This is a genomic window from Staphylococcus sp. GDY8P47P (genome assembly GCF_016892225.1).
Classification (GTDB): domain Bacteria; phylum Bacillota; class Bacilli; order Staphylococcales; family Staphylococcaceae; genus Staphylococcus; species Staphylococcus borealis.
The window spans coordinates 1-16,236 of the sequence record NZ_JAFENV010000034.1; the positions used below are offsets into that span (position 1 = coordinate 1).

Here is a 16,236-nt window from a genome sequence, read left to right on the forward strand (position 1 = left end):
TTACAATTCGTCATATAAAAATATAAATCCTAAAATTTCACCTAACAAGAACACAATAGAATATAGTGGCAAAACAAATTTAAAGATTAATAAACCAATTAAATAACCAATAAACACAAATATGTTTACTAACAAGATATGTGTGTAATTTAAGTTTTCTCTGAAATACACGTTTAAATAATATCTAGATGTTAATAATAATGAAAAAATAATTAGTAAAATAAGATTCGCATCAATTTTATGACTATAAAAAATGCTTATTCCAGTGAATATAATCAAGTTAAATACCAATAAAATTAAAAACCCTCTAGTAAAAATTGTTTCACGTTCTATCTCAGAAATACCTTCTCTATGTAATAATCTGACGTTGTTCAATGTATTTCCTAAGCTAGTTGCTATAACAATTGCAATACCATATAAAACTATAAGCAAAGCAAATTGAGAATTGGTGACATCTTTATTTATTAAGGGGAAAGCAATCAATTGGATAACAACTACTACAATCAAATTAGAAATTATATTTAATGAAGAGTCTTTTAAAAATTTATTCATCATATTCACCTAAATATAATTTTTCATACGATTTACCTATATTATCCCAATTAAAATCATTTAAAAAAGTTTTATCTTTAAGATTATTTTGGAGAATTTGATAATTATCAATAATAAAATCTAATCCTTCTTTTATGCTTGTAATGTTGTTTGGTTCTACTCCAATACCAAAACGTTTCTCTTCAAAATAGTTATATATCCCTTCTGATTTTGTATATAAAATTGGAAGGTTTTGACTTAATGCTTCTATGTATACTAAACCAAATGTTTCATTAAAAGAAGGCATTGCAAAAATTTGATGTTCTTTCATAATTTCAATAATTTCAAATTTGCTTTTTTCTCCTAAATAATTCAAATTATATTCTTTCTTAAGATTATTGAAATACTTCTGATCAATTACTTTTCCAATTATTGTTAGTTCACAGTTTTTATAATCATCTAGAGCAGCAAGTAAATTATGTAAATTTTTATTGCTATATATTCTTCCTATAAATAATATTTTGATATGATCTTTATTTATTGATTTGGGATATTTTGCAGGATTGTTTAACCACAACCCATCTACCCCATTCGGAATGATAATTGCGCTTCTTAATTTCATTTTTAATTTGCTATTACCTTTAAACGTAGCTAATAACTTTTCTTGATAAGAATGATTAGGAAAAATGACTTGTTGTGAATTCATAATTACTTTATAAAAAGTTCTTTTTAAATGCTTTTTATATTTTAAAGTGAAATTTATATCTGTATTCCTGATTGTAAGTATGTATGGAATATTGTACTTTTTACTTATCTTCAATGCTAACAAACCATCGTTTGTCATCGTATGAGCATGAATAATCCCAATTTGATTAAATGACACTTTATTTTTTAAATATTTATATGACTTTGATAGTCTTTTAAAACTTAAAATAGAATCTAATTTACTTAAATTTTTAGGTTTTAAAACTGTTATATCACTATTATTCTCAACTTCATTTTTAAGAGGATTATAGATAATATGCTCAAAATATGATGGCATACTTTTAATTTGATTTTCATATATTTTTGTAAAGAGAAAATTCGAATTTAGATGTAAAACTTTCATATTACTCACCTATTAAACCCTTTTTTTGTAAATCTTTTAATGCTTTTTTTGCACTATTTAAATCTTGGTTGAACCAATTTGATTTGTTGACTTGAGTAATCACTTCATTTGAAAATCTAAATTTAACTACTTTAGCCGGTATTCCAACAGCTATTGCATAATCAGGCACGTCTTTAGTAACTACTGCATTGGCCCCAATGATTGCCCCATTACCGACTTTAACACCCTGTAGTACAACTACATTAGCCCCTAACCAAACATCATTTCCAATTATTGTCTTCTCTTTATTAAGAGAGTAGTTAATTAATTCACTGCTTAACAATTGTGATGTCGTAAAAAATTCTTTACTGTGTTCTGCTTGTCCTAATTTGACACCTGGCGCTATTGAACAGTAGTTTCCAATGTTAGCATTATTAATCATTGTATAAGGTCCTACGTAATTATAACAACCTAATTGCGCACCCTCGCTAACAAAGACACTCCATGAAAATTTATTTCCTTTACCAATTTTTCCGTATATGCCTTTTTTAAAAGAAAAAATTCTAATCAGTCGTTTTACAATCTTTTTTATCAATTTGATAGCACCTTCTATTCAGATTTAAAATCTAAAGCCACTGTTTCTAGATATTCACTAAAATCTTTGTATACTTTTTCTGCATTAAAGGATTGTTCAAATAATTCTCTAGCATTTTGAGCATGTTTTTTTTGTAATTCACTTGATTCATAATATTTATTAATCAAATCTACCAATTCCTCAGAAGATTTGTATTCATAACCACAATCGTTTTCTAACAGCAATTCTGACATTATACCTGAAACTGAAACTAAAATTGGTAGTGACGCTGATAAATATTCTCCAAATTTATTAGGTGCATTTAATCTGAAATTCATACTATCCTTATATGGTGCTACACCTATATTTGATGTTGCAATTAGTGAAGCGATTTCATCTTTCCCTACCCATCCAGGTAAAACGACATTCCTATTATCTTTATATTTATCTATAAAGTAATCATATTTTTCACCAGTACCACATAATACAAATTTAATGTTTGCGTTATTAATTTGATCAATAGCCGCTTCTAAAGTTTCTAAATCGAATTGTTTCCCAAAATTACCCACAAACGTGACAATAAAATCGTCTGAATAAAGATTATATTCTCCCCAGTATTCATCAAATCTCCTATTGTAGTAACTTAAATCAAACTTAGGGTAAGCTGTGTGGAAATGCTTATCGTATTTTCTTGGCTTTAACCTGCTTATTTTTAAACCATAGTTTATAAACCCATTTGTAACTCCTGTCACTGCAGTACTATTTTTTAGTACATCACTTAGACTTTGTTTAGATTTATCAACCAATAATTTTATAATTGGATGTGAAATCCTAGGTGTTACTTCATAATAAATTTCTGGCCATAAGTCTCTAATGTCGATTATAAACGGAACGCTATTTTTCTTCGAATATTCTTTAACTTTTAACGCAACTTCAATTGGTGACATAGTGCATAAAATTAAGTCAGGTCTTTCGAGATTTTCTGCATAGTGTTTAAATTTTTGTCCAAACGCTTTGAAATGCAAAAATCTTTTTAAAGAAACATTCTTTTTATAGCCTTTTGTAGAAAGTAACAATAATTTTGATCTGTTATATAAATTCTGTACTTTATCTTCTTCTGAGCGAAATTTTTTATTATAATGATCGAAGTTTGAAGAAAACCAGACCACTTTATGACCTTGTTGATCTAAGATACGTGTTAAATTACCCATACGTCTTAATCTAACATTATCACTATCAGTTGGTAATGGTTCACCATCAGATACTATCCATATTTTCATTTTATAACCACCTTCAAGTTATACAATAACAATCTCAATTTCTTTTATTAACTCCTCACATAATTCTAAAGCCTTATCAGAATCGTCAGCTTGGCATATAATATGACCGATTCGACTCGTACTACTGTTTGCTTCTCCTAAAACATCCCCCACCTTGGCTGTTAAGCCAACTTCAATAACTTGTGGATGATTTAATATATGTTCAGGAATGTTTGCTGTTTTTAATACACCGGGTTTACTTTGAATAAAATGAACTGCACACCCTTTATTCAAATGGTCTTTTAAATTAGCTAGAGGTTCACCAACACTTTGCTTTAAGTATGCTTCTATAATATCAATACCTGTTGCGTATTTTACTAAATGACTCGTTATGAAGTCTCCGCCTAAGCGTGCTCCAATTTCTACAATTTTAGGTCCTTCAGAAGTAACCATGATTTCAGTATGAGAAGGGCCACTTTCAATTGATAAAGCTTTGTTCGCTGCAATGGCTACTTTCTCTATGTCAGATTTGATTATTTCGCTTTTGTTACTCTGAATTTTGTGAGCATGCTCAATAAAATGAGGTGCTCCTGTTGTAATTTTATCAGTAATAGCTATTACGTGAGTTTCACCATTTACTGTTAAAGTTTCCACTGAGACCTCTTCACCTTGCATATATTCTTCAACTAAAATTGTTTTTGACTTAGAATTCTTCAATGCATGTTGATAAGCAATTTTAGCTTTATTATCATCTTCTAATAAAAAAATCCCTCTACTACCAGAAGAATCTATAGGTTTTACGATTTTTTTTCCTTTTATTTTAGAGATAGCTTTAAAATATTCATTTTCACTATCAACTAAAAAATATTTTGGTACAGGAACGCCAAAATTAAATAAAGCTTCTCGCATTTTATACTTATCAGTTGCTTTTAGAGCTGTTTCATAACTTACTGTATTGAAATTAAATTTTTCACCTATATAGCCAATTGATCTCATTGGCATATCTGTGGCGGCAGTTACAATACCATCTGGTTTTTCCTTTTCAACAACTTCGATTAATGCTTTTGTGTCAATTGTACTAACAACATATTTTTTATCAGCATATTTAAACCCTTCTGCTTCTGGATTCATATCCGCTACTACAGTGTAATAGCCTAAATTTTTAGCAGTTTTAATTATTGGTATTTGTAAGAAACTGGCTCCAAGAATGATTACTTTTTTCATAGATAAAACCTCATCATTCATTTATTTTCGACATAATTATCTTGTCATAATATTTTCCATCTTGAAATTTACTCTGTCTTAAAATTCCATCTTGCTTAAATCCTAAACGCTCATAAGTTTTTGTTGCGTTCTTATTGTAAGAAAAGACCTCTAAATATAACATGTGCAAGTTCAAATTATTAAAAGCAAATTTTATAATTAATTCAAGAGCTTGAGTGCCATAACCTTTTCCCCAATATTCTTCATCGCCAATATAAATAAACAACTCTGAATTTCGGTTTACCCAATCTAAATTTTTAAAGCCCACAATACCGATCGATTTTTCATTATCTAAATCAATTACAAACATTCTATTGTCTTTTTCTAACATTCTATTTTGAAACCAATTTTCATGTTCTAATTCGGTAATAGGATAAACTGTACCTATTAGATACCTTAATTTTTCATTTTTAATCCAATTTAAAATTAGGTTACTGTCACTCTTCTTTAAAGCTCTTAAATTAATTTGAGACACTTGTTATCTCTCCTTATTATTTATATTATTTCTTTTTAAAACACTTAAAATTGTTTTCCATATAATTATGAAGTCGAACTTGAATGATACATGATCCACATAATAAACATCATTTTTAAACTTATATTCTTGCGGTATTGAATTTCTAAAAAATGCTTGATTATATCCTGTTATACCAGGCTTCACTTCAAGTTTTCTAGATTCGTCATCCTTATAAATATTGAGTGCTTCTGGAGTATCCGGGCGTGGCCCAACTATGCTCATATCTCCTTTTATGACATTTAGTAATTGTGGAATTTCATCAATACTTGTTTTTCTAAGAATATTACCAACTTTGGTAATTCGACTGTCATTTTCTGAGTTGTAAGTAGATCCGTCAGTATTTCTTATATCAGGTGCATTCATTTTCATTGATCTGAATTTATACATTAAAAATTTAGATTTATCTTTCCCTAACCGATAACTTTTATAAAACACAGAACCTTTATCATCTAACTTAATTAAAACTGATGTACCAACTATAACCGCAGCAACAACAGGCATTGCAGACAACGATAATGCTAAATCAAAAATACGTTTATAATGATGTTTATAATTCATTAGTAGACCACCTCATCTATTATATCTGCGAATGCAGTTGCTACATATTTAGCGTCTTCATCAGTTATTTGCAAATGCAATGGTAAAGTTATTTCATTCACAAATTGATTGTAAGCATTTGGATAATTTTTAATGTCAAATCCTAAATCTTTATACGCTGTTAGCAAAGGTAACGGTTTGTAATGAACATTCGTGGCTATTCCTTTTTCAGCCATTTTTTCAATTACCTTATTACGTTGTTCCGCAGTCATATTTTTCACTCTAGTTAAATACAAATGCCCAGATGAATATCTGTCAGATTCATAATGATTTAGTATATCAATTTTACTTGAATCTAAAATTTCATCATAAATAGTTATAATTTCTTGTCTTCTTTTTAAAATTTGCTCATATCTATCCAATTGAGTAATTCCAACTGCAGCCTGAATATCTGTCATATTACATTTATATAATGGTGCTACAATATCATATTCCCAATTACCTGCTTTGTTCTTAGCTAATGCGTCTTTGGACTGACCATGTAGACTTAAAAGCATATATTTTTTATAAATTTCGTCATCATTTAAAGTTTCATTTTCTTTCCATGTAACTGCACCACCTTCACCCGTGGTTAAGTTTTTAACCGCATGGAATGAAAAACATGTAAAATCTGCAATATTACCGATTGAAACATTTTGGACTTTTGCACCAAATGAATGTGCACCATCAGCTATAACTATTATTCTGTTAAATCCTTTTTGAATTTCATTTTCAGGATTAAACAAATCTTTCTTACGCTCGACCACATCAAAAATAGCATCATAATTTACCGGCTTTCCTGCAATATCAACAGGTATTATGGCTTTTGTCTTTTCAGTAATATAATTTCCTAAAGATTCATAATCCATCTCATATGAATCTTTAGATGTATCAACCATTTTGATAGTAGCACCTGTATGAGCTACTGAAGAAGCAGTTGCAGTGTAAGTATATGCAGGAACGATAACTTCATCACCTTTACCGATACCTAGAACTCTAAGTGTCATTTCTAGGGCTGCCGTACAAGAATTTAAGGCAACTGTTCTTGAACTTCCTACAATTTTAGTGATTTCCTTTTCGAATTGTTTTGTTTTAGGCCCAGTAGTAATCCAACCAGATTTAAGTACTTCAACTACACTATCTATGTCTGTTTGGTTGATAGAGGGAGGTGAAAAAGGAATATTTTTTTTAGTCATAATTTCACTCCATTCATTTAATTATAGTGACCAATAAGAAATTTGATTACTTTCATAAGTTTTGAATCTATTTTTCAAATCTACAATAATTGAATGTTTATCATTTAATAATTCTAAGAATTTTTGATCCTCTAACTCTTTAAATTGTTTATGATCAACTGAGTAAACCATCACATCAATTTTGAAATCAATACTGTCGATAGAAGAAGTGTAACTAGCTTTAATATTTTCCATTTCTGGTTTGAATGCATCCATATAAGGATCAACTACTAAAGGTTCTATGCCATATTCATTTAATTCTTCAATCATATTTATTATTTTTGAGTTTCTAAAATCTGGAGTATTCTCTTTAAATGTAAGGCCAAATACAACAACTTTAGGGTCGTTTGCCATTTTATTTTTAACTAATTGTTTAATTAAGTTTTCACCTACAAAAGTAGACATAAAATTATTTATTTTTCTACCAGCTGCAATAATTTGTGAATGGAATCCCACATTTTCAGCTTGATAAATGAAGTAATATGGATCTACACCTATACAGTGTCCTCCTACTAGCCCCGGAGTAAATCCTAATGCATTCCATTTTGTATTCATAGCTTCTATAACATCAAAAGTATTAATATTCATGCGATTAAATACTTGAGATAATTCATTCATAAAAGCAATATTGATGTCTCTTTGACTATTTTCAACTACTTTAGCACTCTCCGCTACTTTAATACTTGGCGCTTTATGGATACCAGCTTCTATAACAGCTCCATAAATATTTGAAATAGTTTCAAGTGCTTCTTCATCTATACCTGAAACAATTTTCACTATATTTTTTACTGTGTTTTTCTTATCACCTGGATTAATTCTTTCAGGAGAATATCCAACTTTAAACTCTTCAATGCCCTTTAAACCAGATTCTTTTTCTAATAATGGTAAACAAATATCTTCAGTAACACCTGGATAAACAGTAGATTCGTAAACCACGATATTTCCTTTAGATAAATACTTACCAACCGTTTTAGTCGCTCCTTCAACAGGTGCAAGGTTAGGTGTATTATCTTGCTTAATTGGTGTTGGCACTGTAACTATGTAAAAATCCACATCTTTTAAATCATTTTCATCTGATGTGAATTTCATAGTTGTACTTTTAAGTTTTTCTGATCCAACTTCATCAGTTGGATCTATATTATTATTATAATTCTCAATTTTTTTAGCATCTATATCAAAGCCAACAACTTCAAATTTTTCAGCAAATGCTACTGCTAAAGGCATACCAACATAACCTAATCCAATTACACCAATCTTAGTATTATTATTCATTCTTTTTACCATCCTTTTTATTATTAGCAAAATCGATTAAAACTGTTTATCGAAGTTTTCTTGTAGTTTACATATAATATCATTTAATTCATTCTGATTATATGTAGTAACTTTGCCTCTATAAATTTTTTCATAAACCTGTTCAGGGTGAATTTCATCTTCATTTAATAATTCTTCATATAATTTTTCACCTGGTCTTATACCGGAAAATTTAATTCCAATTTCTTCCTCGGATTTTCCACTTAAACGAATTAAATTTCTAGCTAAATCAATTATCTTAACTGGTTCTCCCATATCTAAAACAAATACTTCTCCACCCTTTGCCAATGCTCCTGCTTGTAATACAAGACGAGAGGCTTCAGGAATAGTCATGAAGTATCTTGTCATATCAGGATGAGTTACTGTTACTGGGCCACCAGCTTCAATTTGTTTTTTAAATAGTGGGATAACAGATCCACGAGACCCTAAAACATTCCCAAACCGAACTGCTACGAAATCAGTATTCCCATGCTCATCATTTAATCCTTGAACTACCATTTCTGCCATTCGTTTAGAAGCTCCCATTACGTTAGGAGGGTTAACTGCTTTATCAGTAGATACCATTACAAACTTTCTAGCATTTGCAATTTTCGCTGCAGTAGCTACATTTTTAGTTCCCAAAACATTATTTTTGAAAGCTTCCTCTGGATTATATTCCATTAGTGGCACGTGTTTATGCGCTGCTGCATGATAAACAGCATAAGGTTTAAATTCATCCATAATTTTTTGAATTCGTTCGCCATTTTGTATGTCAGCTATAATTGGGATTATTTCAATCCTACCTCTATAAAGACTTAATAATTCTTGATGTATTAAATAAATGCTATTTTCTCCGTGACCAACTAATAAAAGTCTTTCTGGTTCAAATTTAGATACTTGTCTACAAATTTCAGATCCTATTGAACCTCCAGCACCAGTTACCATTATTGTCTTATGAGTAAGTTCTTTTGAAATCATAGCCATATCAAGTTCAACAGGTTCTCTCCCCAATAAATCTTCAACTTCTACTTTTTTCAGTTGATTTACTTCCAATTCACCTGACAAAACATGTTCAATACTAGGCATTTTAAATAACTCTATACCCGTACTATTACAAATATTATTTATTTCTTTTAAGCGCTCTGCCTTCAATGTAGGAATTGCAATAATAATTCTTTTGATTCGATATCTGTTAACTAAAGATGGAATATCTTCAATATTACCTTGTACTTTAACTCCACCAGCAATTGTTAATTTTCGCTTTTGAGGATCATCATCAACTGCAAGTACAGGTTCAAGTCCCATATCGGGGCTTCTTAACATTTGTCTAATCAGCAAAGAACCACCTTGTCCTGCACCTACGATTAAGGTTGGTTTTTTCTTATAATCTTTCCCGTTAATATATCTCTTAGTTATTCTAAAAGATATTCTAAATCCACCAATTAAAATAAGATGCATCATCCAAGTAATAAGATATAATCTCATAAAAGGAGGGTGTCCTGTGAATATTGGCACTGTTAATATAGTTACTATTATTGAACATGTTACTGATTCAACGATCAAAAGTAATTCATTAACACTCGCGTACTCCCATGCTCTGTGATAAAGATTAAATATATATGCAAAAACATGATGAGATAACAATAATATTATGGAAGTTAAAATCAATACTTTATGTGAATACCCTCTAAAATAAGGTTCTAAAATGTTGTAACAAACAAAAACTGATAATGCCACAATCAAAGAATCTATTACTATAAATAATAGCAATCTTCCTCTTGTACTTAATTTGTCCACATTTATCCTCCTAACTTACTCCATTTACAGTTAAAATAAACCGAATATTTTTTTACTTTTATAATTTTGAGTTGGTTGCTTTTTAGCTATATCTTGGTCCGATATAACCCTTTTAGCGTTCACGTAAAACTGGTTAATTTGATCTTTATAAGGTGCAAGTTTTTTTTCATTAAACAAGCTATTTATAACAAATGGTCTATTTTCTGCATTATGAGCATCAGAAGCAATAAAATGTGTTAAATTATTTTCAATCATTTGAATTGAAATCTTTTGTAGTTTTTTTCCGTGGTTCCCTAAAAGTGAAGCGGCGGTTAATTGACTAAGCGCTCCACCGTTTATTAGTTCAAATAGCACATCTAAATTTTGACTAATTTCTTTATTTCTCTCTGGATGAGCGATGATTGGTACATAACCTTCAGATTGAAGTTCGAAAAAAAGTCTTTTTGCATAATGTGGTACATTGCTTGACGGGAATTCTATAAGTATATATTTCGAATTATTAAGACCAATTATCTTACCTTGTTTTAATTGCGGAAGAATTTGATCACTAATTCTTATTTCTTGACCAGGAAATAATTTTATCCCATACTGTTTTACTTCTTGCATATCATTTAACTCAGCCAACTTTTGTTGCACAATTTTATATTCATTATCAAAAGTCGGGCTGAGATGATGCGGTGTCACAATTATTTCAGTAACTCCTTCATCTATTCCTTGTTTAATAAGTTTTAACATTTCCTCTTTATTTTTAGGCCCATCATCAACATTAATTAAAACGTGATTATGAATATCAATCATTATTAGTTTCATCCCCATAATAGTAATAATAATTTGACGACTTATCTTGTGGTGTCTTATTTAAGACTGCACCTAGGATGTGCCCATCAGCTTTTTGAATTAAATCTTTAGCCTTTTTAACCTCATTTTTATTATTTCTTTCCGCATCAATGACTAGGACACAATCAGGTACTATTTGTAAAAATACTTGTGCATCAGTTACTGAAATTACTGGTGGAGTATCAATTAGTATAAAATCATACATTTCTCTTAATTGACTAAAAAGATTCTCAAATCTATTTGAAGCAATCAGTTCTGATGGGTTTGGTGGTACCGGACCAGACGTCAATAAATCTAAATTTTCAACTCTTGTGCTACGAATAGCTTTATCAAAATCACTTTTACCAATGATTAAATTTGATAGACCATCATAATTAGAAGTCTCAAAATTATAATGTTGCGTCGGTTTACGCATATCTCCATCAATAATTAAAGTTTTATAACCTGCTTGAGCATACGTAACTGCTATATTAGCTGAAATTATACTTTTTCCTGCAGCCGGTTTTTCTGATGTAATGATTACGCTTTTAATTTCCCCATTTGCACTTGAGAACATTATGTTAGAACGAATACCTCTAAACTTTTCACTTACTATTGATTTCGGTTTGTCGTGAACGTATAAAGGTGTATCTAATTTTTTTCTTTTTGGTTCTTTTCTTGCCATAATTTTTCTCCTTATTTAAGTTTTTGTATAGATCCTAAAACTGGAATATTTAATTCTTTTTCGATATCTTCTTCAGATTTAATACGCTTATCAAACATTTCTTTTAGTACAATGACTATCAATGATATAATTAAGCCTAAAATGAGGCCTATTGCTAAATTCAACAATAAATTAGTTGATACTTTAGATGCAGTACCTTTAGCAGAAGATAACACTGATACATTATCAACATTCATAATTTCAGGCATTTTATCACTAAATACATTTGCAATATCATTTGCAACTTTTTCTGCGTCTTTCTTACTTCCATTCTTAACATTCACATTTAGTATTTGAGATTCAGCTTGTGTTGTAACGGTTAACATACCTTTTATATCTTCAGCTGAATATTTAGAGTTTTTCTTAGCCACGTCTTCAATAATGCGTGGACTTTTTAAAATTTCAGAATATGTATTAACTAATTGAATATTACTTTGGACTTCTTGAGCCATTAACTCCGAATTTTTTTCTTTTTGGTTAACTAGCACTTGCGTATTTGCTTCATATTTAGGTTTCATTAAAAACACTGTTACTAATAAACTAATTAGCATTAATATGATTGGTAATAGAACAATTAGCTTCCAATTTTTCTTAATAGCGTTCATAAATTTCGATAAATCTAATGTATTTTCCATGACAACCTCCAAATTCTAATTTCGATATTAATTTTATATTTTTAACATGGTTTTTACAACAAAATTTTAAAATATAATTAATATTATTCTTTGTAATTACGAATTAATTTTGTTTTTCTTCAACTTGACAAAACATATTTTTTACAATTAACAAAACCATTACACTTCATCTTAAAATATTACTTCGAATATATGTTTAAGTTTATGTAAATATCATGTAAATGCGTGTCAAATAAACTACATCAATACGCAATGTGTAGTTTTTCCCTAATTATTTGAGTCAGTGTTATCCCCAATTCCGATAACATGATTCAGAATTCTTTATCCGTACATTATATAATATTGAACAGTCATTATATGTCCACTCGAGATAAATTATTTTATATTTTAAAAAACTTATACTTAACAAATAACCCTTTTCATTCGTTACATCCGTTGTGATTTATCCAACAACTTGTATGTATACAAAAAACCAAGATACTTCTACACAGAAATATCTTGGCTTTAAATATTAATATTCAATATTTGGCATTTCGTTTACTTTGTTTTGGTATTTTTTGAAACCAACATATGCAGCTACGCCTAAAACTACTGTAATTAATAATCCCTTCATGTCTGTCACTCCTTTAAGGTTCTACATTTATTAGATTTCTTAAATATTTAAATCTAAATTTACCTATATTATACACTTAAAATCGTTCATTTTTAAAGTCACGTTTCACTATCTTATACACCATTGGTCTGATTTTTTATCAAAAGTATTGCAATAATTTGAAAATCTAATATATTAATTATATCGATTTCGAAATAAATTTATTAGAGGTGCACGACTGTGGCAAAATTATTATACATTACAGCACATCCATTAGATGAATTAGCTTCTAATTCTATGGCTGCTGGTAAAGCATTTATTGAATCATATAAAGAAAATCATGCTAGTGATGAAGTAAAACATATTGATTTATTCAAAGAAGATATTCCAGTGATTGATAAAGATGTATTAACTGGTTGGGGTAAATTAAGAAATGGTGACGATCTTACTAAAGAAGAACAACAAAAAGTAGATCGTTTCAGCGAAATCTTAGAAGAATTCCTTTCTGCGGATAAATATGTGTTCGTTTCACCAATGTGGAATCTTTCATTCCCTCCTGTATTAAAAGCATACATTGATGCGATTTCAATTGCAGGTAAAACTTTCAAATACACTGCTGAAGGTCCTCAAGGTCTTTTAACAGATAAAAAAGTATTACACATTCAATCACGTGGTGGCTTCTACTCAGAAGGTCCAGCTGCTGATGTTGAAAGTGGCGACCGTTACTTAAGAACCATCATGACTTTCTTAGGTGTCCCTTCATACGAAAATGTCATTATTGAAGGCCACAATGCACAACCGGAAAGAACAGAAGAAATCAAAGCCGCTTCAATTGCTGAAGCACAAGAAATGGGTAAAAATTTCTAATAAACCTTATTAAAAGGCATTGCGTAAACGACTACGCAATGCCTTTTTCTTACTCATCTTTCAAATGCTGAATATCTTGAAAACCTTCTCTGTAATTTGATAATTCTTCCATGATGTCATACCAATCATGGCCCACGTTTTGAAATGTACGTTGCATTAATTCATTTTGCGCTTTATTTAATTTATCAACTAACTTACTTCCTTTAGGTGTTGGGAATAATTGTTTCACGCGTCGATCTTCTTCAGATGTTTGTTCGACAATAAGCCCTTCTTCTTTCAATTTGCGCAACGTCGCATGTGATCCCTGTTTAGAAATTTCAAGTGTTTTCAATAATTGTTTAATGGTAATACCAGGCAATTTATTAATGAAGAATAAAAAGCGATGGTGTTGACGACTCATGTCATATTTTTCAATAATTTCATCTGCCGTTTTTATAAATGTCTTATATGCGAAGTAAAATAACATATGTTCATAATCATTTTTATTACTATCCATAAGCTTCTTTCCTTTTCCATTTGTGAATGATTACCCACATTATAATCAATTTTCAAAAAACAGTCGAAAAAAGGTCAACGTAATTGACTTTATTATTTAATGTAATTATATTGTAAGTGTATTCTAATTTATAAATAAAGGTGGAATGAATATGAAACAACGTGTAGGACAATACTTAATGGATGTAGTACATCGTGCAGGTGTCGACAAAATATTTGGTGTTCCTGGCGATTTCAACCTAGCATTTCTAGATGACATCGTGCGTCATGACGGTGTGGAATGGGTTGGCACAACGAATGAACTTAACGGGAGTTATGCTGCGGATGGCTATGCACGTATCAATGGACTAGGCGTGCTTGTTACAACATTTGGTGTAGGTGAATTAAGCGCGGTTAACGGGATTGCAGGTTCGTATGCTGAACGTATCCCTGTTATTGCGATTACAGGTGCACCAACACAAGCAGTAGAACAAGCCGGTAAATATGTGCATCACTCATTAGGTGAAGGTCGTTTCGATAGCTATCAGAAGATGTTTGAACATATTACGACTGCGCAAGCGTACATTACTGCTGAGAATGCTACAACTGAAATTCCTAGAGTCATCAATGCTGCTATTCATGAACGCCGCCCAGTGCACATTCATCTTCCTATTGATGTTGCAATGACTGAAATTGAGGTGGAATCATCATTTGATGTGACACCAGCACCAGACGTCAACGTTGAGCACTATATTAATATGGTTGCAGAGAAATTACGTTCTGCATCACAACCCGTCATTATTACAGGTCATGAAATTAACAGTTTCCACTTACACGAAGCACTTGAGCAATTTGTTAATCGAACACAGATTCCAGTCGTTCAATTATCGCTAGGTAAAGGTGCCTTTAACGAAGAGAATCCATATTATATTGGTATTTACGATGGCAAAATTGCAGAAAATCAAATTAAAGATTATGTCGATCATAGTGATGCTATTTTAAATATTGGAGCTAAATTGACTGACTCAGCTACAGCCGGTTTCTCTTATAAATTTGATATTAATGACGTCGTTATGCTTAATCACCATAACTTCAAGCTGAACGAAACAACTGCTGAAGACGTGACGCTACCTCGCTTAATCGACGGCTTGAATACAATTGATTATCGATATGAGGGTACGTTCCCTCCTTTTGAAAAGGAAGCAACAAATGAAATAACTTTATCAGACGATATCTTGACGCAAGCAACTTACTTTGACATGATGCAACACTTTATTAAAGATGATGATGTCTTATTAGCTGAACAAGGTACATCATTCTTCGGTGCGTATGATTTAGCTTTACCGAAAGATATGACATTCATCGGACAACCATTATGGGGGTCTATCGGTTACACACTACCAGCTACTTTAGGTACGCAAATGGCTGATCCAAATCGCCGTAACATCTTATTAATCGGGGATGGCTCATTACAACTTACAGTTCAAGAATTATCTACGATGATTCGCCAAGATATCAAACCGATTATCTTCGTGATTAATAACGATGGTTATACAGTAGAACGCTTAATCCACGGTATGGAAGAAACATACAATGATATCCGTATGTGGGATTATAAAGCGCTACCGAAAGTATTTGGTGGCAATAACGTTGCTGTGCATGAAGTGAAGACTTCTAATGACTTACAGAACGTCTTTGACTCCATTAACGCTGCACCAGAGCAATTACACTTCACTGAAGTTACAATGAAATGGGATGACGCACCAGCCAAACTTCGCGACATTTCAAAAGCCTTTGCAGCACAAAATAAATAAAAATATTGCTTCTGCTAAACAACAACAGGCTGGGACATAAATAATATAATAATGCTATTTAGCAAATTCGCAGTAGTTGACTGAACTGAGAAGGCGCTTAAATCAAGCTTTTCTCAGTTCTAGTCACCTTTGCAGGGGTGGGACGACGAATTTAAAAGAATTCTGTCCCACTCCCTTGTTTGTGT

Annotated in this window: 17 protein-coding genes; 2 read left to right on the plus strand and 15 right to left on the minus strand. The window is 30.8% G+C overall.

The features are described from left to right. From JVV30_RS11635 to JVV30_RS11700, 14 genes are all read right to left on the minus strand, one after another. Positions 1-552, minus strand: a complete 552-nt coding sequence (locus JVV30_RS11635; RefSeq protein WP_204194268.1) for a hypothetical protein — start codon at positions 550-552, stop codon at positions 1-3. Continuing rightward, the gene (locus tag JVV30_RS11640; RefSeq protein ID WP_204194269.1) at positions 545-1,639 is read right to left on the minus strand and encodes a glycosyltransferase family 4 protein; all 1,095 of its coding nucleotides are present in this window, start codon (positions 1,637-1,639) and stop codon (positions 545-547) included. The genes JVV30_RS11635 and JVV30_RS11640 overlap by 8 nt, the downstream gene beginning before the upstream one ends. 1 nt (position 1,640) lies before the next feature. Beyond that, positions 1,641-2,213 carry a CatB-related O-acetyltransferase gene (locus tag JVV30_RS11645; RefSeq protein WP_204194270.1) on the minus strand — a complete coding sequence of 191 codons (573 nt, stop codon included), beginning with the start codon at positions 2,211-2,213 and terminating at the stop codon, positions 1,641-1,643. A 14-nt stretch (positions 2,214-2,227) separates the two neighbouring features. Further along, positions 2,228-3,472 (minus strand): glycosyltransferase family 4 protein, encoded by a 1,245-nt coding sequence (locus tag JVV30_RS11650; protein WP_204194271.1) that lies wholly within the window; start codon positions 3,470-3,472, stop codon positions 2,228-2,230. Positions 3,473-3,490: 18 nt separating this feature from the next. Then, complete coding sequence (locus JVV30_RS11655) at positions 3,491-4,675, minus strand: ATP-grasp domain-containing protein (RefSeq protein WP_204194272.1); 1,185 nt, start codon at positions 4,673-4,675, stop codon at positions 3,491-3,493. Positions 4,676-4,688: 13 nt separating this feature from the next. Continuing rightward, complete coding sequence (locus JVV30_RS11660) at positions 4,689-5,189, minus strand: GNAT family N-acetyltransferase (RefSeq protein ID WP_204194274.1); 501 nt, start codon at positions 5,187-5,189, stop codon at positions 4,689-4,691. A gap of 3 nt (positions 5,190-5,192) precedes the next feature. After that, entirely contained in the window at positions 5,193-5,789 is a 597-nt protein-coding gene (locus JVV30_RS11665) for a sugar transferase (protein WP_204194277.1), read from the minus strand. Beyond that, the gene (locus JVV30_RS11670) at positions 5,789-7,003 is read right to left on the minus strand and encodes a DegT/DnrJ/EryC1/StrS family aminotransferase (protein ID WP_204194279.1); all 1,215 of its coding nucleotides are present in this window, start codon (positions 7,001-7,003) and stop codon (positions 5,789-5,791) included. Before JVV30_RS11670 ends, JVV30_RS11665 begins: the two co-directional genes overlap by 1 nt. A 21-nt stretch (positions 7,004-7,024) precedes the next feature. Further along, positions 7,025-8,314 (minus strand): nucleotide sugar dehydrogenase, encoded by a 1,290-nt coding sequence (locus JVV30_RS11675; RefSeq protein ID WP_204194281.1) that lies wholly within the window; start codon positions 8,312-8,314, stop codon positions 7,025-7,027. A gap of 36 nt (positions 8,315-8,350) precedes the next feature. Beyond that, positions 8,351-10,129, minus strand: coding sequence for a polysaccharide biosynthesis protein (locus tag JVV30_RS11680; protein WP_204194282.1), 1,779 nt, complete (start codon positions 10,127-10,129; stop codon positions 8,351-8,353). 30 nt (positions 10,130-10,159) lie between these two features. After that, positions 10,160-10,927, minus strand: coding sequence for a tyrosine-protein phosphatase (locus JVV30_RS11685; protein WP_070855209.1), 768 nt, complete (start codon positions 10,925-10,927; stop codon positions 10,160-10,162). Further along, a complete protein-coding gene (locus JVV30_RS11690) occupies positions 10,920-11,630 on the minus strand; it encodes a polysaccharide biosynthesis tyrosine autokinase (RefSeq protein WP_070855208.1) in 711 nt (236 codons plus the stop codon). The genes JVV30_RS11685 and JVV30_RS11690 overlap by 8 nt, the downstream gene beginning before the upstream one ends. 11 nt (positions 11,631-11,641) lie before the next feature. Beyond that, positions 11,642-12,304, minus strand: coding sequence for a YveK family protein (locus tag JVV30_RS11695; RefSeq protein ID WP_204194283.1), 663 nt, complete (start codon positions 12,302-12,304; stop codon positions 11,642-11,644). Positions 12,305-12,815: 511 nt separating this feature from the next. Next, entirely contained in the window at positions 12,816-12,917 is a 102-nt protein-coding gene (locus JVV30_RS11700) for an SE2200 family small protein (protein WP_016930637.1), read from the minus strand. A gap of 219 nt (positions 12,918-13,136) precedes the next feature. Between JVV30_RS11700 and JVV30_RS11705 the strand changes: the two genes are divergently transcribed. Next, complete coding sequence (locus JVV30_RS11705) at positions 13,137-13,763, plus strand: FMN-dependent NADH-azoreductase (RefSeq protein WP_070855206.1); 627 nt, start codon at positions 13,137-13,139, stop codon at positions 13,761-13,763. Positions 13,764-13,812: 49 nt separating this feature from the next. Here JVV30_RS11705 and JVV30_RS11710 read toward each other — a convergent pair whose 3' ends face one another. Further along, complete coding sequence (locus tag JVV30_RS11710; RefSeq protein WP_053028986.1) at positions 13,813-14,259, minus strand: MarR family winged helix-turn-helix transcriptional regulator; 447 nt, start codon at positions 14,257-14,259, stop codon at positions 13,813-13,815. A 151-nt stretch (positions 14,260-14,410) separates the two neighbouring features. On the opposite strand from JVV30_RS11710, the gene JVV30_RS11715 reads away from it, so the two are divergent. Beyond that, positions 14,411-16,051, plus strand: a complete 1,641-nt coding sequence (locus tag JVV30_RS11715; protein WP_204194284.1) for an alpha-keto acid decarboxylase family protein — start codon at positions 14,411-14,413, stop codon at positions 16,049-16,051. Positions 16,052-16,236 lie beyond the last annotated feature (185 nt).

Excerpts from the sequence above, each read along its gene's own strand:
- JVV30_RS11650 (WP_204194271.1), bottom strand. The coding sequence starts at position 3,472 with ATGAAAATATGGATAGTATCTGATGGTGAACCATTACCAACTGATAGT.
- JVV30_RS11695 (WP_204194283.1), bottom strand. The coding sequence starts at position 12,304 with ATGGAAAATACATTAGATTTATCGAAATTTATGAACGCTATTAAGAAA.
- JVV30_RS11675 (WP_204194281.1), bottom strand. The coding sequence starts at position 8,314 with ATGAATAATAATACTAAGATTGGTGTAATTGGATTAGGTTATGTTGGT.
- JVV30_RS11635 (WP_204194268.1), bottom strand. The coding sequence starts at position 552 with ATGAATAAATTTTTAAAAGACTCTTCATTAAATATAATTTCTAATTTG.
- JVV30_RS11670 (WP_204194279.1), bottom strand. The coding sequence starts at position 7,003 with ATGACTAAAAAAAATATTCCTTTTTCACCTCCCTCTATCAACCAAACA.
- JVV30_RS11690 (WP_070855208.1), bottom strand. The coding sequence starts at position 11,630 with ATGGCAAGAAAAGAACCAAAAAGAAAAAAATTAGATACACCTTTATAC.
- JVV30_RS11685 (WP_070855209.1), bottom strand. The coding sequence starts at position 10,927 with ATGATTGATATTCATAATCACGTTTTAATTAATGTTGATGATGGGCCT.
- JVV30_RS11715 (WP_204194284.1), top strand. The coding sequence starts at position 14,411 with ATGAAACAACGTGTAGGACAATACTTAATGGATGTAGTACATCGTGCA.
- JVV30_RS11700 (WP_016930637.1), bottom strand. The coding sequence starts at position 12,917 with ATGAAGGGATTATTAATTACAGTAGTTTTAGGCGTAGCTGCATATGTT.
- JVV30_RS11665 (WP_204194277.1), bottom strand. The coding sequence starts at position 5,789 with ATGAATTATAAACATCATTATAAACGTATTTTTGATTTAGCATTATCG.
- JVV30_RS11655 (WP_204194272.1), bottom strand. The coding sequence starts at position 4,675 with ATGAAAAAAGTAATCATTCTTGGAGCCAGTTTCTTACAAATACCAATA.
- JVV30_RS11640 (WP_204194269.1), bottom strand. The coding sequence starts at position 1,639 with ATGAAAGTTTTACATCTAAATTCGAATTTTCTCTTTACAAAAATATAT.
- JVV30_RS11710 (WP_053028986.1), bottom strand. The coding sequence starts at position 14,259 with ATGGATAGTAATAAAAATGATTATGAACATATGTTATTTTACTTCGCA.